General features: G+C 66.9%; 12 protein-coding genes. 11 read left to right on the top strand and 1 reads right to left on the bottom strand.

Going from position 1 to position 14,270, the window contains the following annotated elements:
- The first annotated feature begins 8 nt into the window (after positions 1–8).
- From mraY to murB, 7 genes are all read left to right on the top strand, one after another.
- Positions 9–1,094 carry a phospho-N-acetylmuramoyl-pentapeptide-transferase gene (gene mraY, locus DNX69_RS22890; protein ID WP_110788316.1) on the top strand — a complete coding sequence of 362 codons (1,086 nt, stop codon included), beginning with the start codon at positions 9–11 and terminating at the stop codon, positions 1,092–1,094.
- A 184-nt stretch (positions 1,095–1,278) separates the two neighbouring features.
- Positions 1,279–2,691 (top strand): UDP-N-acetylmuramoyl-L-alanine--D-glutamate ligase, encoded by a 1,413-nt coding sequence (gene murD, locus DNX69_RS22885; RefSeq protein ID WP_110788315.1) that lies wholly within the window; start codon positions 1,279–1,281, stop codon positions 2,689–2,691.
- A 228-nt stretch (positions 2,692–2,919) separates the two neighbouring features.
- Positions 2,920–4,062: a putative lipid II flippase FtsW gene (gene ftsW / locus DNX69_RS22880; RefSeq protein ID WP_110788314.1), complete on the top strand. Its 1,143-nt coding sequence runs from the start codon at positions 2,920–2,922 to the stop codon at positions 4,060–4,062.
- Between the two features lie 4 nt (positions 4,063–4,066).
- Positions 4,067–5,167, top strand: coding sequence for an undecaprenyldiphospho-muramoylpentapeptide beta-N-acetylglucosaminyltransferase (murG, locus tag DNX69_RS22875; protein WP_110788313.1), 1,101 nt, complete (start codon positions 4,067–4,069; stop codon positions 5,165–5,167).
- Positions 5,168–5,303: 136 nt separating this feature from the next.
- Positions 5,304–6,710 carry a UDP-N-acetylmuramate--L-alanine ligase gene (murC, locus tag DNX69_RS22870; protein ID WP_110788312.1) on the top strand — a complete coding sequence of 469 codons (1,407 nt, stop codon included), beginning with the start codon at positions 5,304–5,306 and terminating at the stop codon, positions 6,708–6,710.
- 17 nt (positions 6,711–6,727) lie between these two features.
- The gene (locus DNX69_RS22865; RefSeq protein ID WP_110788311.1) at positions 6,728–7,207 is read left to right on the top strand and encodes a DUF6653 family protein; all 480 of its coding nucleotides are present in this window, start codon (positions 6,728–6,730) and stop codon (positions 7,205–7,207) included.
- Complete coding sequence (gene murB, locus DNX69_RS22860; protein ID WP_110788353.1) at positions 7,204–8,133, top strand: UDP-N-acetylmuramate dehydrogenase; 930 nt, start codon at positions 7,204–7,206, stop codon at positions 8,131–8,133. Before DNX69_RS22865 ends, murB begins: the two co-directional genes overlap by 4 nt.
- 8 nt (positions 8,134–8,141) lie before the next feature.
- Here murB and DNX69_RS22855 read toward each other — a convergent pair whose 3' ends face one another.
- A complete protein-coding gene (locus DNX69_RS22855; RefSeq protein ID WP_110788310.1) occupies positions 8,142–8,945 on the bottom strand; it encodes a DUF4239 domain-containing protein in 804 nt (267 codons plus the stop codon).
- A 230-nt stretch (positions 8,946–9,175) separates the two neighbouring features.
- Here DNX69_RS22855 and DNX69_RS22850 point away from each other — a divergent pair, with 230 nt between their 5' ends.
- From DNX69_RS22850 to ftsA, 4 genes are all read left to right on the top strand, one after another.
- Positions 9,176–10,504, top strand: coding sequence for a glycosyltransferase family 87 protein (locus DNX69_RS22850; protein ID WP_110788309.1), 1,329 nt, complete (start codon positions 9,176–9,178; stop codon positions 10,502–10,504).
- A gap of 103 nt (positions 10,505–10,607) precedes the next feature.
- On the top strand, positions 10,608–11,597 hold the full coding sequence (locus DNX69_RS22845) for a D-alanine--D-alanine ligase family protein (protein ID WP_110788308.1): 990 nt from the start codon (positions 10,608–10,610) through the stop codon (positions 11,595–11,597).
- 316 nt (positions 11,598–11,913) lie between these two features.
- Entirely contained in the window at positions 11,914–12,903 is a 990-nt protein-coding gene (locus tag DNX69_RS22835) for a cell division protein FtsQ/DivIB (protein ID WP_110788307.1), read from the top strand.
- Positions 12,900–14,222 carry a cell division protein FtsA gene (ftsA, locus tag DNX69_RS22830; RefSeq protein ID WP_110788306.1) on the top strand — a complete coding sequence of 441 codons (1,323 nt, stop codon included), beginning with the start codon at positions 12,900–12,902 and terminating at the stop codon, positions 14,220–14,222. The genes DNX69_RS22835 and ftsA overlap by 4 nt, the downstream gene beginning before the upstream one ends.
- The last annotated feature ends 48 nt before the right edge of the window (positions 14,223–14,270 follow it).

The following is a 14,270-nucleotide window of genomic DNA, read 5'->3' as shown; positions in this document are numbered from 1 at the left end:
CGGCTTGAATGCTATATTGGCTGATCGACCTCTCCAGCTCGTTTCCTGCGTTCAACGTTTTCCGCTACATCACTTTCCGCACCGGCGGCGCGATGGTGACCGGGGCGCTGTTCGTGTTCATGTTCGGCCCGTGGATCATCGACAATCTGCGGCTGCGGCAGGGCAAGGGCCAGCCGATCCGCACCGACGGTCCGCAATCGCATCTGGTGTCCAAGAAGGGCACGCCGACGATGGGCGGCCTGATGATCCTGTCCGGGCTGACGGTCGGCACCGTGCTGTGGGCCAATCCGCTCAATCCCTATGTCTGGATCGTGCTGGCGGTGACGCTCGGCTTCGGCTTCGTCGGCTTCTACGACGACTACATGAAGGTCACCAAGCAGACCCACGCCGGCATCTCCGGCCGCACCCGGCTGCTGATCGAATTCACCATCGCCGGCGCGGCGTGCTTCGCGCTGGTGTGGCTCGGCCGGGCGCCGCTGTCGAGCTCGCTGGTGATCCCGTTCTTCAAGGAAGTGATGATCAACCTCGGCTGGGCGTTCGTGGCGTTCGGCGCCTTCGTGGTGGTCGGCGCCGGCAATGCGGTGAACCTGACAGACGGGCTCGACGGCCTCGCGATCGTGCCGGTGATGATCGCCGCGGCCAGCTTCGGGCTGATCTCCTATCTCGCGGGCAATGCAGTGTTCGCCGAATATCTGCAGATCAACTACGTCGCCGGCACCGGCGAACTGTCGGTGCTGTGCGGCGCGCTGCTCGGGGCCGGGCTCGGCTTTCTGTGGTTCAACGCGCCGCCAGCTTCGATCTTCATGGGCGACACCGGCTCGCTGGCGCTCGGCGGCATGCTCGGCTCGATCGCGGTCGCGGTGAAGCACGAGATCGTGTTGGCGGTGATCGGCGGCCTGTTCGTGCTCGAGGCGGTGTCGGTGATCGTGCAGGTCGCCTCGTTCAAGCTCACCGGCAAGCGCGTGTTCAAGATGGCGCCGATCCACCACCACTTCGAACAGAAGGGCTGGACCGAGCCGCAGATCGTGATCCGGTTCTGGATCATCGCGGTGATGCTGGCACTCGCCGGCCTGTCGACGCTGAAGCTGCGGTGAGGGAAATGATGCGCACCCCTCCACGAGTCGTCCCCGCGAAGGCGGGGACCCATAACCCCTGTGGTTGGGATGAACGTATTCGGCTCCATACTCCGACCGAGAGCGCAGGGAATATGGATCCCCGCCTTCGCGGGGATGACGGCTGTGCAGTTGGTAAGGCGCGCGCGCCCATCTGGAGTCCGGCATGATCCCCGTCACCACTTTCGCCGGCCGCTCGGTCGCGGTGTTCGGGCTCGGCGGCTCGGGGCTGGCGAGCTGCCATGCGCTCAAGGCCGGCGGCGCCGAAGTGATCGCCTGCGACGACAATCTCGACCGCATGGTCGAGGCGGCGCAGGCCGGCTTCGTCACCGCGGATCTGCGCAATCTGTCGTGGATCAATTTCGACGCGCTGGTGCTCACGCCCGGCGTGCCGCTGACGCATCCGACGCCGCATTGGACCGTGCTGAAGGCGCAGGAAGCGGGCGTCGAGGTGATCGGCGACGTCGAACTGTTCTGCCGCGAGCGCCAGGCGCATGCGCCGCGCGCGCCGTTCGTCGCCATCACCGGCACCAACGGCAAGTCGACCACGACGGCGCTGATCGCGCATCTGCTGCGCGAGGCCGGCTGGGATATTCAGCTCGGCGGCAATATCGGCACCGCGATCCTGTCGCTGGAGCCGCCCAAGGACGGCCGTGTCCACGTGATCGAGATGTCGTCGTATCAGATCGACCTGACGCCGTCGCTCGATCCGACCGTCGGCATTCTGCTCAATGTCACCGAGGATCACATCGATCGCCATGGCACTATCGAGCACTACGCCGCGGTGAAGGAGCGATTGGTCGCCGGCGTGCAGGACGACGGCACTGCGATCATCGGCGTCGATGATGAATTCGGCCGCGCCGCGGCAGACCGAATCCAGCGCGCCGGCAAGCGCGTGGTGCGGATGTCGGTGCAGGGACCGCTCGAGGCCGGTATCACCGCCGATCTCGATGCCATTCGCCGCATCGACGGCGGCACCTCCACCGAGGTCGCCAAACTCGGCGGCATCGGGTCGCTACGCGGCCTGCACAATGCCCAGAACGCAGCGGCGGCTGCCGCGGCGGTGCTGGCGCTCGGCGTGTCTGCCGAAGTGCTGCAACGAGGGCTGCGCAGCTTCCCCGGTCTGGCGCACCGGATGGAGCAGGTCGGCCGGCAAGAGGGCGACAAGGGCGCGACGCTGTTCGTCAACGACTCCAAGGCGACCAACGCCGATGCCGCCGCCAAAGCGCTGTCGTCGTTCGGCGACATCTTCTGGATCGCCGGCGGCAAGCCGAAGACCGGCGGCATCGAGAGCCTGGCCGAGTATTTCCCGCGGATCCGCAAGGCCTATCTGATCGGCGAGGCGGCGGCCGAGTTCTCCGCCACGCTGGAGGGGCGGGTTCCTTACGAAATCAGCCGGACGCTCGAGAATGCGGTGCCCGCCGCGGCGCGCGATGCCGCCGCGTCGGGGCTCGCCGAACCGGTGGTGCTGCTGTCGCCGGCCTGCGCGTCGTTCGACCAGTTCCGCAATTTCGAAATCCGCGGCACCAGGTTCCGTGAGCTGGTGACGGCGCTGGACGGCGTGCACCCCATCCCCTGACGTCATCGCCCGCGCAGGCGGGCGACCCAGTATTCCAGGGCGTTTCGATTGAAGCGATAGGCTCTGGATACTGGATCCCCGCCTTCGCGGGGATGACAGTGGAGGGGGGACAGCGCGTGTGGGATGGGAACGGGTCCGTCGTTCACATCTCAATTCCGCCTCAAAGCATTAACCGCGTGGCAACCACGCGAGCGCACCAATGGGCGGTCTGTTTACCCAGGATCGCCGATGATCTCCCGTGACCAACGCACCCCATTCAGCGAATGGTGGTGGACCGTCGACCGCGTGCTGCTGGTGGCGCTGATCGCGCTGATGCTGGCGGGCGTGATCCTGTCGCTGGCGGCATCGCCGCCGGTCGCGACCCGGATCGGGCTCGACCCGTTCCACTTCTTCAACCGCCACGTCTTGTTCCTGTTTCCGTCGATCGTGGTGCTGATCGGCGTGTCGTTTTTGTCGCCGCGGCAGATCCGGCGCTCGGCGCTGGTCGTGTTCGCGCTGTCGGTCGCGTTGATCGTCGCCACGCTGCTGATCGGGCCGGAAGTGAAGGGCGCGCGGCGCTGGATCACGCTGGTCGGCGTCAACATCCAGGCCTCGGAAATCGCCAAGCCGTCGTTCGTCATTCTCGCCGCCTGGCTGTTCTCGGAAGCGGCGCGGCGGCCGGAGATGCCGGCGACCTCGATGGCGATGATGCTGCTGCTGACGCTGGTGTCGCTGCTGGTGATGGAGCCGGATTTCGGCCAGACCATGCTGATCACCATGGTGTGGGGCGCGCTGTTCTTCATCGCCGGCATGCGGGTGATCTGGGTATTCGGGCTCGGCGCCACCGCGGCGGGCGGCTTGTTCGCCGCTTACTTGCTGGTGCCGCACGTCGCCGGCCGCATCAAGCGGTTCATGAACCCGGCCTCCGGCGACACGTTCCAGGTCGACATGGCGAGCGAGGCGTTCAGCAATGGCGGCTGGTTCGGCCTCGGGCCGGGCGAGGGCATCGCCAAGCGCAGCCTGCCGGACAGCCACACCGACTTCGTGTTCGCGGTCGCCGGCGAGGAATTCGGCATCGTGCTGTGCCTGGCGCTGCTGGCGCTGTTCGCCTTCATCGTGCTGCGGACGCTGTCGCGGGCCTATCGCAGCGAGGATCTGTTCTCGCGCTTCGCCGCTTCCGGGCTGGCGATCCTGTTCGGCATCCAGGCCGCGATCAACATGTCGGTGAACCTGCAACTGATCCCGGCCAAGGGCATGACGCTGCCGTTCATCTCCTATGGCGGCTCGTCGATGGTGTCGCTGGCTTACGGCGTCGGCATGATGCTGGCGTTGACGCGGCAGCGGCCCAAGACCGAGGTCAATGCGATCGAGGCGGCGGGAAGCTACGCTTGAGATCATGACAGATGCACCCTTGATCCTGCTCGCCGCCGGCGGCACCGGCGGGCACCTGTTCCCGGCCGAAGCGCTCGGCGTGGTGCTGATCCGGCGCGGCTATCGCGTCCGCCTGGTCACCGATCATCGCGCCACCCGCTACAGCGGGCTGTTCTCCGCCGAGATGACCGACGTGGTGCCGAGCGAAACGGTGCGGGGCAGGACGCCATGGGCGCTGGCGAAGACCGCGCTCAAGCTCGGCTCGGGCGCGGTGCTGGCGTTCAATCTGATCGGGCGGCTGAAGCCGGCTGCGGTGGTCGGTTTCGGCGGCTATCCGACGTTGCCGCCGCTGCTGGCGGCGACCTGGCGCCGCGTGCCGACGCTGATCCACGAACAGAACGCGGTAATGGGCCGCGCCAATCGCTTCCTGGCGCCGCGGGTCGATGCGATCGCCACCGGCTTTCCCGGCCACGAGACCGCATGGCCGGCCCTGGCGGCCAAGATCAGCAACACCGGTAACCCAATCCGTCCAGCGGTCGCCGATGCCGCGACCGTCGCCTACGACTCGCCGGCCGCCGGCGGCCCGTTGCGGGTGCTGGTGTTCGGCGGCAGCCAGGGCGCCCGGGTGATGGCCGATATCGTGCCGCCGGCGCTGGAGAAGCTCGACCCGGCGCTGCTACAGCGGCTGGTGCTGACCCAGCAGGTGCGGGACGAGGACATGGACCGGGTTCGCGCGGTGTACGCCCGGCTGCAATTGAGCTGCGAGCTGGCGCCGTTTTTCACCGATCTGCCGCAGCGGCTGGCGGCGAGCCAGCTGGTGGTGTCGCGCTCCGGGGCCGGCACCGTCGCCGAACTCGCCGCGATCGGCCGCCCCGGCATCCTGGTGCCGCTGCCGGGCGCGCTCGACCAGGACCAGTTCGCCAATGCCGGCGTGCTGACCGCGGCCGGGGGCGCGATCCGTATCGTTCAACCGGATTTTACCCCGGACCGGCTCGCGGCCGAGATCACCGCGCTGGCCGCCGATCCGGCCAAATTGGCTCAAATGGCCACGTCCGCCCGCCAAATCGGCCGTCTGGATGCGGCCGAGCGGCTCGCCGACGTGGTCGGCCGCGTCGCCCAGGTCTAGCTCCGGCCAAGGAAAACGTCCCAGCGGCGCATTTGCCGGACTTGTACCGGCCATCCCCGTCTTGCATGAAGTGACCTTGAATCGGGAATGCCCGGGACAATCCCGCGTATGACCAGCAACGATAGAGACCCTCCCCATGAGATTGCCGCGCGAGATCGGACCCATCCACTTCGTCGGGATCGGCGGTATCGGCATGAGCGGCATCGCCGAGGTGCTGTGCAATCTCGGCTACACCGTGCAGGGCTCCGACGCCTCCGAAAGCGCCAACGTCAACCGGCTGCGCGAGAAGGGCATCCAGATTCACGTCGGCCACCAGGCCGACAACATCAAGGGCGCCGACGTGCTGGTGGTGTCGACCGCGATCAAGCGCGACAATCCGGAACTGCTGGCGGCACGCGCCCAGCGCATTCCGGTGGTGCGCCGCGCCGAAATGCTGGCCGAGCTGATGCGGCTGAAGAGCTGCGTCGCGATCGCCGGCACCCACGGCAAGACCACCACGACCTCGATGGTGGCGGCGCTGCTCGACGCCGGCGAGCTCGATCCGACCGTGATCAACGGCGGCATCATCAACGCCTACGGCACCAATGCGCGGCTTGGAGCCGGCGACTGGATGGTGGTCGAGGCCGACGAGAGCGACGGCACCTTCCTGAAGCTGCCGGCGGATGTGGCAATCGTCACCAACGTCGATCCCGAGCATCTCGATCACTTCAAGACCTTCGACGCGGTGCAGGACGCATTCCGCAACTTCGTCGAGAACGTGCCGTTCTACGGCTTCGCGGTGATGTGCATCGATCATCCGGTGGTGCAGACGCTGGTCGGCAAGATCGAAGACCGCCGCATCATTACTTACGGCGAGAACCCGCAGGCCGACGCGCGGCTGCTCGACCTGACGCCGTCGGGCGGCGGCTCCAGCTTCAAGGTCGCGTTCCGCGATCGCAAGGCCGGCACCGCGCACGAGATCGCCGATCTCAAGCTGCCGATGCCCGGCCGTCACAACGCGCTCAACGCCACCGCGGCGATCGCCGTGGCGCACGAACTGGGGCTCTCCGATGAGACCATCCGTAAGGCGCTCGCGGCGTTCGGCGGGGTGCGCCGCCGCTTCACCAAGACCGGCGACTGGAACGGCGTCACCATCATCGACGACTACGGCCACCACCCGGTCGAGATCGCCGCGGTGCTGAAGGCGGCGCGGCAATCGACCTCGGGCAAGGTGATCGCCGTGGTGCAGCCGCATCGCTTCACCCGGCTGCAGTCGCTGTTCGAAGAATTTTGCACCTGCTTCAACGATGCCGATGCGGTGATCGTCGCCGACGTCTATCCGGCCGGCGAAGCGCCGATCGAAGGCGTCGACCGCGATCACTTCGTGCTCGGCCTGCGCGCCCACGGCCATCGCGAAGTCCATCCGCTGCAGGATTCCGCTTCGCTCGCCGGCGTCGTCGCCGGCCTCGCGCACAGCGGCGACTACGTCGTCTGCTTAGGCGCCGGCAACATCACCCAATGGGCTTACGCGCTGCCCGGCGAATTGAAGGCGCTGGGCGGCTGACGCGACACGAGGCGCCGATGGCGGTCCTGAGCGACGACACCTGGAAACGGCACGCCAATCCGTGGAGCGTATGGACCCGCTACGCCGCGTTTCCGCTGTTGATCCTCGCGGTCTGGAGCCGGGACTGGATCGGCTGGTGGTCGCTGCTGCCGGTCGGACTCTCGATCGCGTGGCTCGCCTATAATCCGCGCGCGTTTCCGCCGCCGGCTTCGACCGATAGCTGGGCCTCGAAAGCGGTGCTCGGCGAGCGGATCTGGGTCGGGCTGAAGCGCGACGAGATTCCGGAGCGGCATCGTATCGTGCCCGGCGTAGCCGCGGGCATTTCGATGTGCGGCCTGCCGGTGCTGGCCTGGGGCCTGATCGTGCTCGATCTCGCCGTCACGCTGCTCGGCATGATCGTCGTCATTCTCGCGAAGACCTGGTTCGTCGATCGCATGGTGTGGCTGTTCGAGGACATGAAGGATCAGAACCCGGAGTATCGTTCTTGGCTGTACTGAACTTCCCCGACATCACCCCGGAGCTGAAAGCCGCGATGCCGGAGCTGCGCGGGCGGTTGCTCGGCAACGAGCCGCTGGCGCCGCTCACCTGGTTTCGTGTCGGTGGGCCGGCGCAGGTGCTGTTCACGCCGGCCGACGAGGACGATCTCGGTTACTTCCTGTCGCGGCTGTCGGCCGAGATTCCGGTGCTGTGTCTGGGGCTCGGCTCCAACCTGATCGTGCGCGATGGCGGTTTGCCGGGGGTCGCGATCCGGCTGTCGCCGCGCGGCTTCGGCGAGCACCGGGTCGAGGGTGAAGTGGTCCACGCCGGCGCCGCTGCGCTCGACAAGCGCGTCGCCGAGACCGCGGCGGCGGCGCAGCTTGGCGGACTTGAATTCTACTACGGCATTCCAGGCTCGATCGGCGGCGCGTTACGGATGAATGCCGGCGCCAACGGCCGCGAGACCAAGGACGTGCTGATCGAGGCCGCCGCCTATGATCGCAGCGGCACGCGCCGGCTGTTCGACAACGCCGCGATGCAGTTCTCGTATCGCCACAGCGGCGCCGATCCTGCGCTGATCTTCACCTCCGCGCGGCTGCGCGGCACGCCCGCGACGCCGGATCACATCCGCGCCAAGATGAACGAGGTGCAGGCGCATCGCGAATTGGCGCAGCCGATCCGCGAGAAGACCGGCGGCTCGACCTTCAAGAACCCGCCCGGCCACAGCGCGTGGCGACTGATCGACGCCGCGGGCTGCCGCGGCTTGCGCATCGGCGGCGCGCAGGTGTCGGAGATGCACTGCAATTTCCTGATCAACACCGGCGATGCGACCGCTTCCGACATCGAAACACTCGGCGAAACCGTCCGCGCCCGCGTCAAGGCGCAGTCCGGCGTCGAGCTGCAGTGGGAAATCAAGCGGATCGGCGTCGCGCCCGGGCAGGGCTGACCAGGTTGTTACTTCGGCGGCGGGCCGGGCGGCAGTTCAGGCGTATCCGGCAACGACAGCACGTGTTCGAGCGGCAGCGGTGATACCCGGAAGACGCCGCTGAATGGGTCTTCCTGCAGCGCGATCAGACCGAGCGCGACGATCGCTCCGGTGGCGAACACCGACAGCGCCGCGATCATCGGCCGCTGCTTGTCGAGATGTACCAGCGCGAGTGCGATCTGGGTGACGACGCCGAGGATCAGCACCGAGATCCATTTCAGATCGCTGGTGCGGTCGGTCGACAGGCTGATCCGGGTATTCCGTGCGGTGCCGACTCTCACCGCCGAACTGAGCAGTGCGACGTGGACCGCCGCGCCGGAATCGCGGGTGATGGCCGGCGCGCTGATTTCGCCGAGCATCTTGTCGAAGGCGGTGCTGGTTGCTGGCGCGGCGACGCCGTTCACCGTCGGCCATTCGTTCTTCAGCACCGAACTGACATAGTCCTTCAGCGCGATGCGAATATTGCGCATGTCCGACGCTGCGGCGATGCTGAGGGTGTAGACGTTCTGCAGTTCGCCGGCCTCGGTCTGCACCGCACGTGTCGCCTGCCGGTTCCGTTCGGCGACATCGTAGCCGAGGAAGCCGGTCAGCAGGCCGAACAACACCGCCACCGACGAAAAGAACGGCGCGACCACCCCCTGGAATCTCGCGATCGATCCGCTGAGCGGCGAGGCAAAGACCACGGCGACCAGCGCGGCGGCGACGCCGTAATACAGCAGTGCCAGCGTCGCGAACGTGCCGAACGGCGGGAGGTCGAGCCAATCCTGAATCATTTGTCTCTCTTTATTTCGGCGCAACGCAATGAAACAGATTCGCCGCCCGCCGCACGAATGCGCGTACGACATTCGTCTAGTTTCGGCCGAACCATGGCGGTTTTCGTCGCTATCGTCCATCGGGACGGCGCGAAGGGTTTGGCTGCTCTGCGCGTATCGGAGGTGGCGCGTCACGGTTCCGCCCGACGCGGCTGCCACACCTATGCTGGACAGAGTTGGAGCATCCCGCCTTGCAACCGCAATTCGCGCCCCGCTGGCGGGCTCTCAGCCGCTACGAAATCGTGCTGATCGTCGTGGTTGCAGCGGCGCTGTGCGTCTATCTTCCGATCGTCGTGCGACGTTCTGCCATGCAGGGCTTCGGCGACGTTCAGGTGTTCTTCCGCGCCGGCTGGGCGGTGTGGACCGGATATCCGTTGTATCAAGTCGCGGATCATCACGGCTGGACCTATCACTATCCGCCTACCTTCGCATTGCTGATGGGGCTGTTCGCCTATCCGCTCGAGGGCTTCGCGAAGCCGAACTGGGCGCTGTCGCTGCCGGTCTCGGTCGGCGTTTGGTACGTAATCAGCGCGATTGCGATGCTCGCGGCGCTGGATCTGTGGGCCAAGGGATTGCAGCGCTTCGCGCCGCAGCCGCTCGATCAGGGTGGCTGGAACGGGTGGTGGCTGTTGCGGATCGGGCCATTATTGGCGCTGTTGCCGTTCTTCGGCGATGGCCTCGGGCGCGGACAATTGAGCGCGCTGGTGCTGCTGACGATGGTGGCGTTTCTGGTGCTGTATGTCCGCGGCCGGATCTACATGGCCGCCTGCGCGCTGGCGATCGGCTTCACCATCAAGCTGTTTCCGCTGGCGCTGCTGATCTTCCCGGTGCTGCGCGGCGATCTCCGCACCGTGCTCGCCACCTTGGGCTTCAGCGCGGTGTTCCTGTTCGTGGTCCCGGCGCTGTGCCTGGGGCCGTCCGAAGTGGTGACGCTGTATAGCGCGATGTGGACCGAGCATCTCAGCGGCATCATGACCGGCGTGCCGAATCCGAAGATCGCCGACGAGATCACCTTCACCTCCTACGACATGCTCAGCATCGGCGCGATGCTGGCGCGGATCGCGGCCGGCGGCCTGCCGGCGACCGACACGCTGCCGCGCTTCGCAACCGCCGGGCAACTCGGATTCGATGCGGTCTTTCTGATCGCGCTGGTGTGGATCGGCCACGGCCGGTTCTGGCGTCTCAATGGCCCGCAACCGCAGCCGGCCGAAGCGCTGCTGATCGGTGGCGCGATCCTGGCCGCGGCGCTCCCGGTGATGCTGTCGGTGTCGCAACCGAACTACGTCGCCTTCGCGGCGCCGCTGGTCGCAGTGGTGCAGTTCGAGACGTGGCGGCGAACGGGGCGGGTCGATGTGGTGCCGGCGCTGGTCGCCTGGGGGGGCGTGATGTGGTTCGGCATGATCGCCACCGAGGGCGGAATCTGGCAACCACTGCGGGTGATCGGTCTCGCAACGCCGGCGCTGATCGCTCTGCTGATCTGGGGGCTGGTCTGTCTGCGGCGTGCCGCCGCGCCGACGTAACGCCGCTTCTCCGAATCGTCCAAATCGGCAAAATGGCGCCGCGCGACGGCCCGCGGGGCGCATCTTTCTTCGACTTCAGCAGGGACCGCGCGGCGGATCGACCATGCGACACACCATTCTGTTCGGCGGCACCAGCAAGGAGCGGCTGGTGTCTGCCGCCTCGGCGCAGGCGCTGCACGGCGCGCTGCCGGATGCCGATCTGTGGTTCTGGAACGACGACGACCGCGTCCATGCCGTGTCGGCCCAGGCACTGCTCGCGCATGCGCGCCCGTTCGAAGAGGCGTTCGTGCCGGACGGTGAAGTGATCGGTGTGCTCGAAGCCGCGCTCGACCGCGCCGCCGCGGAGCAACGCCTGCTGGTTCTCGGCCTGCACGGCGGTGTCGCCGAGAACGGCGAACTGCAGGCGATGTGCGAACTGCGCCGCGTGCCGTTCACCGGCTCGGGTGCCGCGGCGTCGCATCTTGCCTTCGACAAAGTCGCCGCCAAGCGCTTCGCCGCGATCGCCGGCGTTCGCACCGTGACCGGCATATCGCTCGCCGATGCCGAAGCTGCGCTCGAAGCGCATGGCCGGTTGATCGCCAAGCCGACCCGCGACGGTTCGAGCTACGGCCTATTCTTCATCAACGCCAAGCAGGATCTGGTCGCGGTGCGCAACGCCGCCAAGACCGAGGACTACCTGATCGAGCCGTTCGTCGCCGGCATCGAGGCGACCTGCGGAGTGCTCGAGGCCGAGGATGGTTCGCTGCGCGCGCTGCCGCCGATCGAGATCGTGCCGGCGGACGGCGGCTTCGACTACACGGCGAAATATCTCGCCAAGTCGACCCAGGAGATCTGCCCCGGCCGGTTCGCCCCCGAGGTTGCGGCGGCGATCATGGATTATGCGGTGCGGGCGCATCGGGTGATGTCGTGCCGCGGCTACTCGCGATCGGACTTCATCGTCGGCAAGGACGGTCCGATTTTCCTGGAGACCAACACGCTGCCCGGCCTGACCAAGGCCTCGCTCTATCCCAAGGCGTTGAACGCGCAAGGGATCCCGTTCGTCGACTTCCTGGTCGGCCAAATCGTGCTCGCCGAACGCGCCGTGCGGAACTGAACGGACCCTGCCGGTTCCCTCCAGAAGGGGTGTCAGAAAAGCCGCCATTTCGCCGCAAATCCTTCTCAGGACGCAACAAATTCGGTTCTGCGCAGGCCTGCTTTACGATTTGTTTACCAGGAGGGCCGAAGGTTAACGCTGGCGGCGCATCCTGGCGCTCGGCTGTCGTGGCGTAAGCCGGGCGGAGCAGTTTTTTCCGTTTCGGTCTCACATTGCAACAGACGGTCCGGCCCGTAGTCGGGTCCGGAACCACCGAGACGTCACTTGCGCGATTGCCCGGAGTAGGCGCGGGCGCAACGTGTAACGAGCTCTTGCAATGGACGGTGGAGGGCGCCTCGCCCGGTCGTCAAGACTGTCGAGGCTTCAGTCTGACCTGAAGGCGGTCGCCCTGGCGGTGGCTGCGCTGCTGCGCGAACGCCGTTCGCGCAAGAAGCAGGCGCAGCCGCAGCCTTTGGCGCGGCCGGAGCCGCAGCGTGGTGTGATCGCCGCGCTGGAGCGCTGGCTGCCGCGTCGGGTCGGCGTCGCCTTCACCGCGCTGATCCTGCTCGGCAGCGCCGGCATGGGCATCGTCAAAGGCGGCCATGTCGATGAATTCATCGAGGCGCTCGACGATACCCGCAACGCCGCCGCCAATCTCGCCGGCTTCCGGATCACCCAGGTGGCGATCGCCGGTCGCAAACAACTGACCCAGGACGAGATTTTGGCGATCGGCGGCATCACCGGCCGGTCTTCGCTGCTGTTTCTCGACGCCGCCGCGGTGCGCGACAAGCTGAAGGCCAATCCGTGGATCGCGGACGCCACCGTGCTGAAATTCTATCCGGGCGAACTGCAGATCGACATCGTCGAGCGCAAGGCGTTCGCGCGCTGGCAGCTCGACGGCCATATGTCGGTGATCGCCGACGATGGTGCGGTGCTCGAACCCTATGTGGCGCGGCGCTTCCTGTCGCTGCCGCTGGTGGTCGGCAAGGGCGCCGGCGAGCGCGCCAAGGATTTCATCGCGCTGCTCCAGCGCTATCCGCAGGTGTGGTCGCAGACCCGCGCCGTCGCTCTGGTCGGCGAGCGGCGCTGGAACGTCTGGCTCACCAGCGGCCTCGTCATCCGGATGCCGGAGCACGATGTCGGCAATGCGCTGACGATGCTCAGCAAGCTCGATCAGGACGACAAGCTGTTCTCGCGCGACATCACCGCGATCGACATGCGGCTGCCGGACAGGCTGACGGTGCGGCTGTCGGACGCCGCCTTCAAGGCCCGCGAAGAACAGTTCAGCAAAGACAAGAAGTCCAAGAAGAAGGCTGGTGACGCGTGACCGTCTTCGATCGCACACAGACCCCGAAGACCCGGCCGATATCGCCGCATCGCACAGCGATGGTGGCGTCGCTCGACATCGGCACCAGCAAGATCGCCTGCATGATCGCTCGGCTGAAGCCGTGCCCGCCGCAGGAGGCGCTGCGCGGCCGCACTCACGCCATCGAACTCGTCGGCTACAGCCAGATCCAGTCGCGCGGCGTCAAGGCCGGCGCCGTGGTCGATATGGCCGAATGCGAAAAGGCGATCCGCCATGCCGTGGCGCTGGCCGAGCGGATGGCCAAGGTGCGGGTGGAGTCGGTGCTGCTGTCGGTTTCCGCCGGTCGGCTGCAGGGCCAACTGATCGAGGCCGCCTCCGATATCAGGGGCGGGGCCGTCACCGCCGAAGACATTAGCCGCGTCACCTCGACCGGCATGCACCACGCCACCGGCATCGGCCGCGCCGTGCTGCACGCGCTGCCGGTCGGCTACACGCTCGACGGCGTCAAAGGCATTCGCGATCCCCGCGGCATGGTGGCGCGCCAGTTCGGCGTCGACATGAACGTGGTGACCACCGACGCCACCGTCGCCAAGAACCTGATGCTCGCGGTCGAGCGCTGCCATCTCGAAGTCGAGGCGATGGCGGCGAGCCCCTACGTCGCCGGCCTGTCGATGCTCACCGACGACGAGATCGATCTCGGCGCCGCGCTGATCGAGATGGGGGCTGGTACCACGACGATCGCGATCTATTCGGGCGGACGCTTCGTTCACGCCGGCGGTTTTGCGGTCGGCGGGCATCACATCACGATGGATCTGGCGCGCGGACTAGGCGCGTGCATTGCGGATGCCGAGCGAATCAAGACGTTATATGGCACGGTGCTAACTGGCGGTTCCGACGCGCGCGAGTTGATGTCGATTCCGGCCGCCGGGGACGAGCGGGACACCCCGCAGGTTATTTCCCGCGCCACGATCGCGAACATCATCCGGCATCGGGCCGAGGAGATTTTTGAAATGGTCAGGGACCGGCTGGCGGATTCGCCGTTCGCGGCAGAGCCCCGGGCGAGGGTGGTGCTCAGCGGCGGTGCGTCGCAGCTCACCGGCGTTCCCGAGCTCGCGACGCGGATCCTCGGCCGTTCGGTGCGGGTCGGCCGGCCGCTCGGCGTCAGCCGGCTGCCGAACGAAGCCAAGAGCGGTTCGTTCGCGGTTCCGACCGGTCTTTTGGTGTATCCGCAATACGCCCATCTCGAGCACATCGAGCCCCGCCATACCCGCCACATCCGGGCCGATGCCCATGCCGGTTACTTCGGCAAAGTCGGCCGCTGGCTGCGCGAGGGCTTCTGATGACTCTTTTCCGCCCCCTTCCGCCATCACAGATCGTCCAGGCCATTT

The sequence above is a fragment of the Rhodopseudomonas palustris genome (genome assembly GCF_003226555.1).
In the GTDB taxonomy this organism is placed as follows: Bacteria; Pseudomonadota; Alphaproteobacteria; order Rhizobiales; family Xanthobacteraceae; genus Rhodopseudomonas; species Rhodopseudomonas palustris_I.
This window is presented reverse-complemented; position numbering and strand designations above follow the sequence as displayed.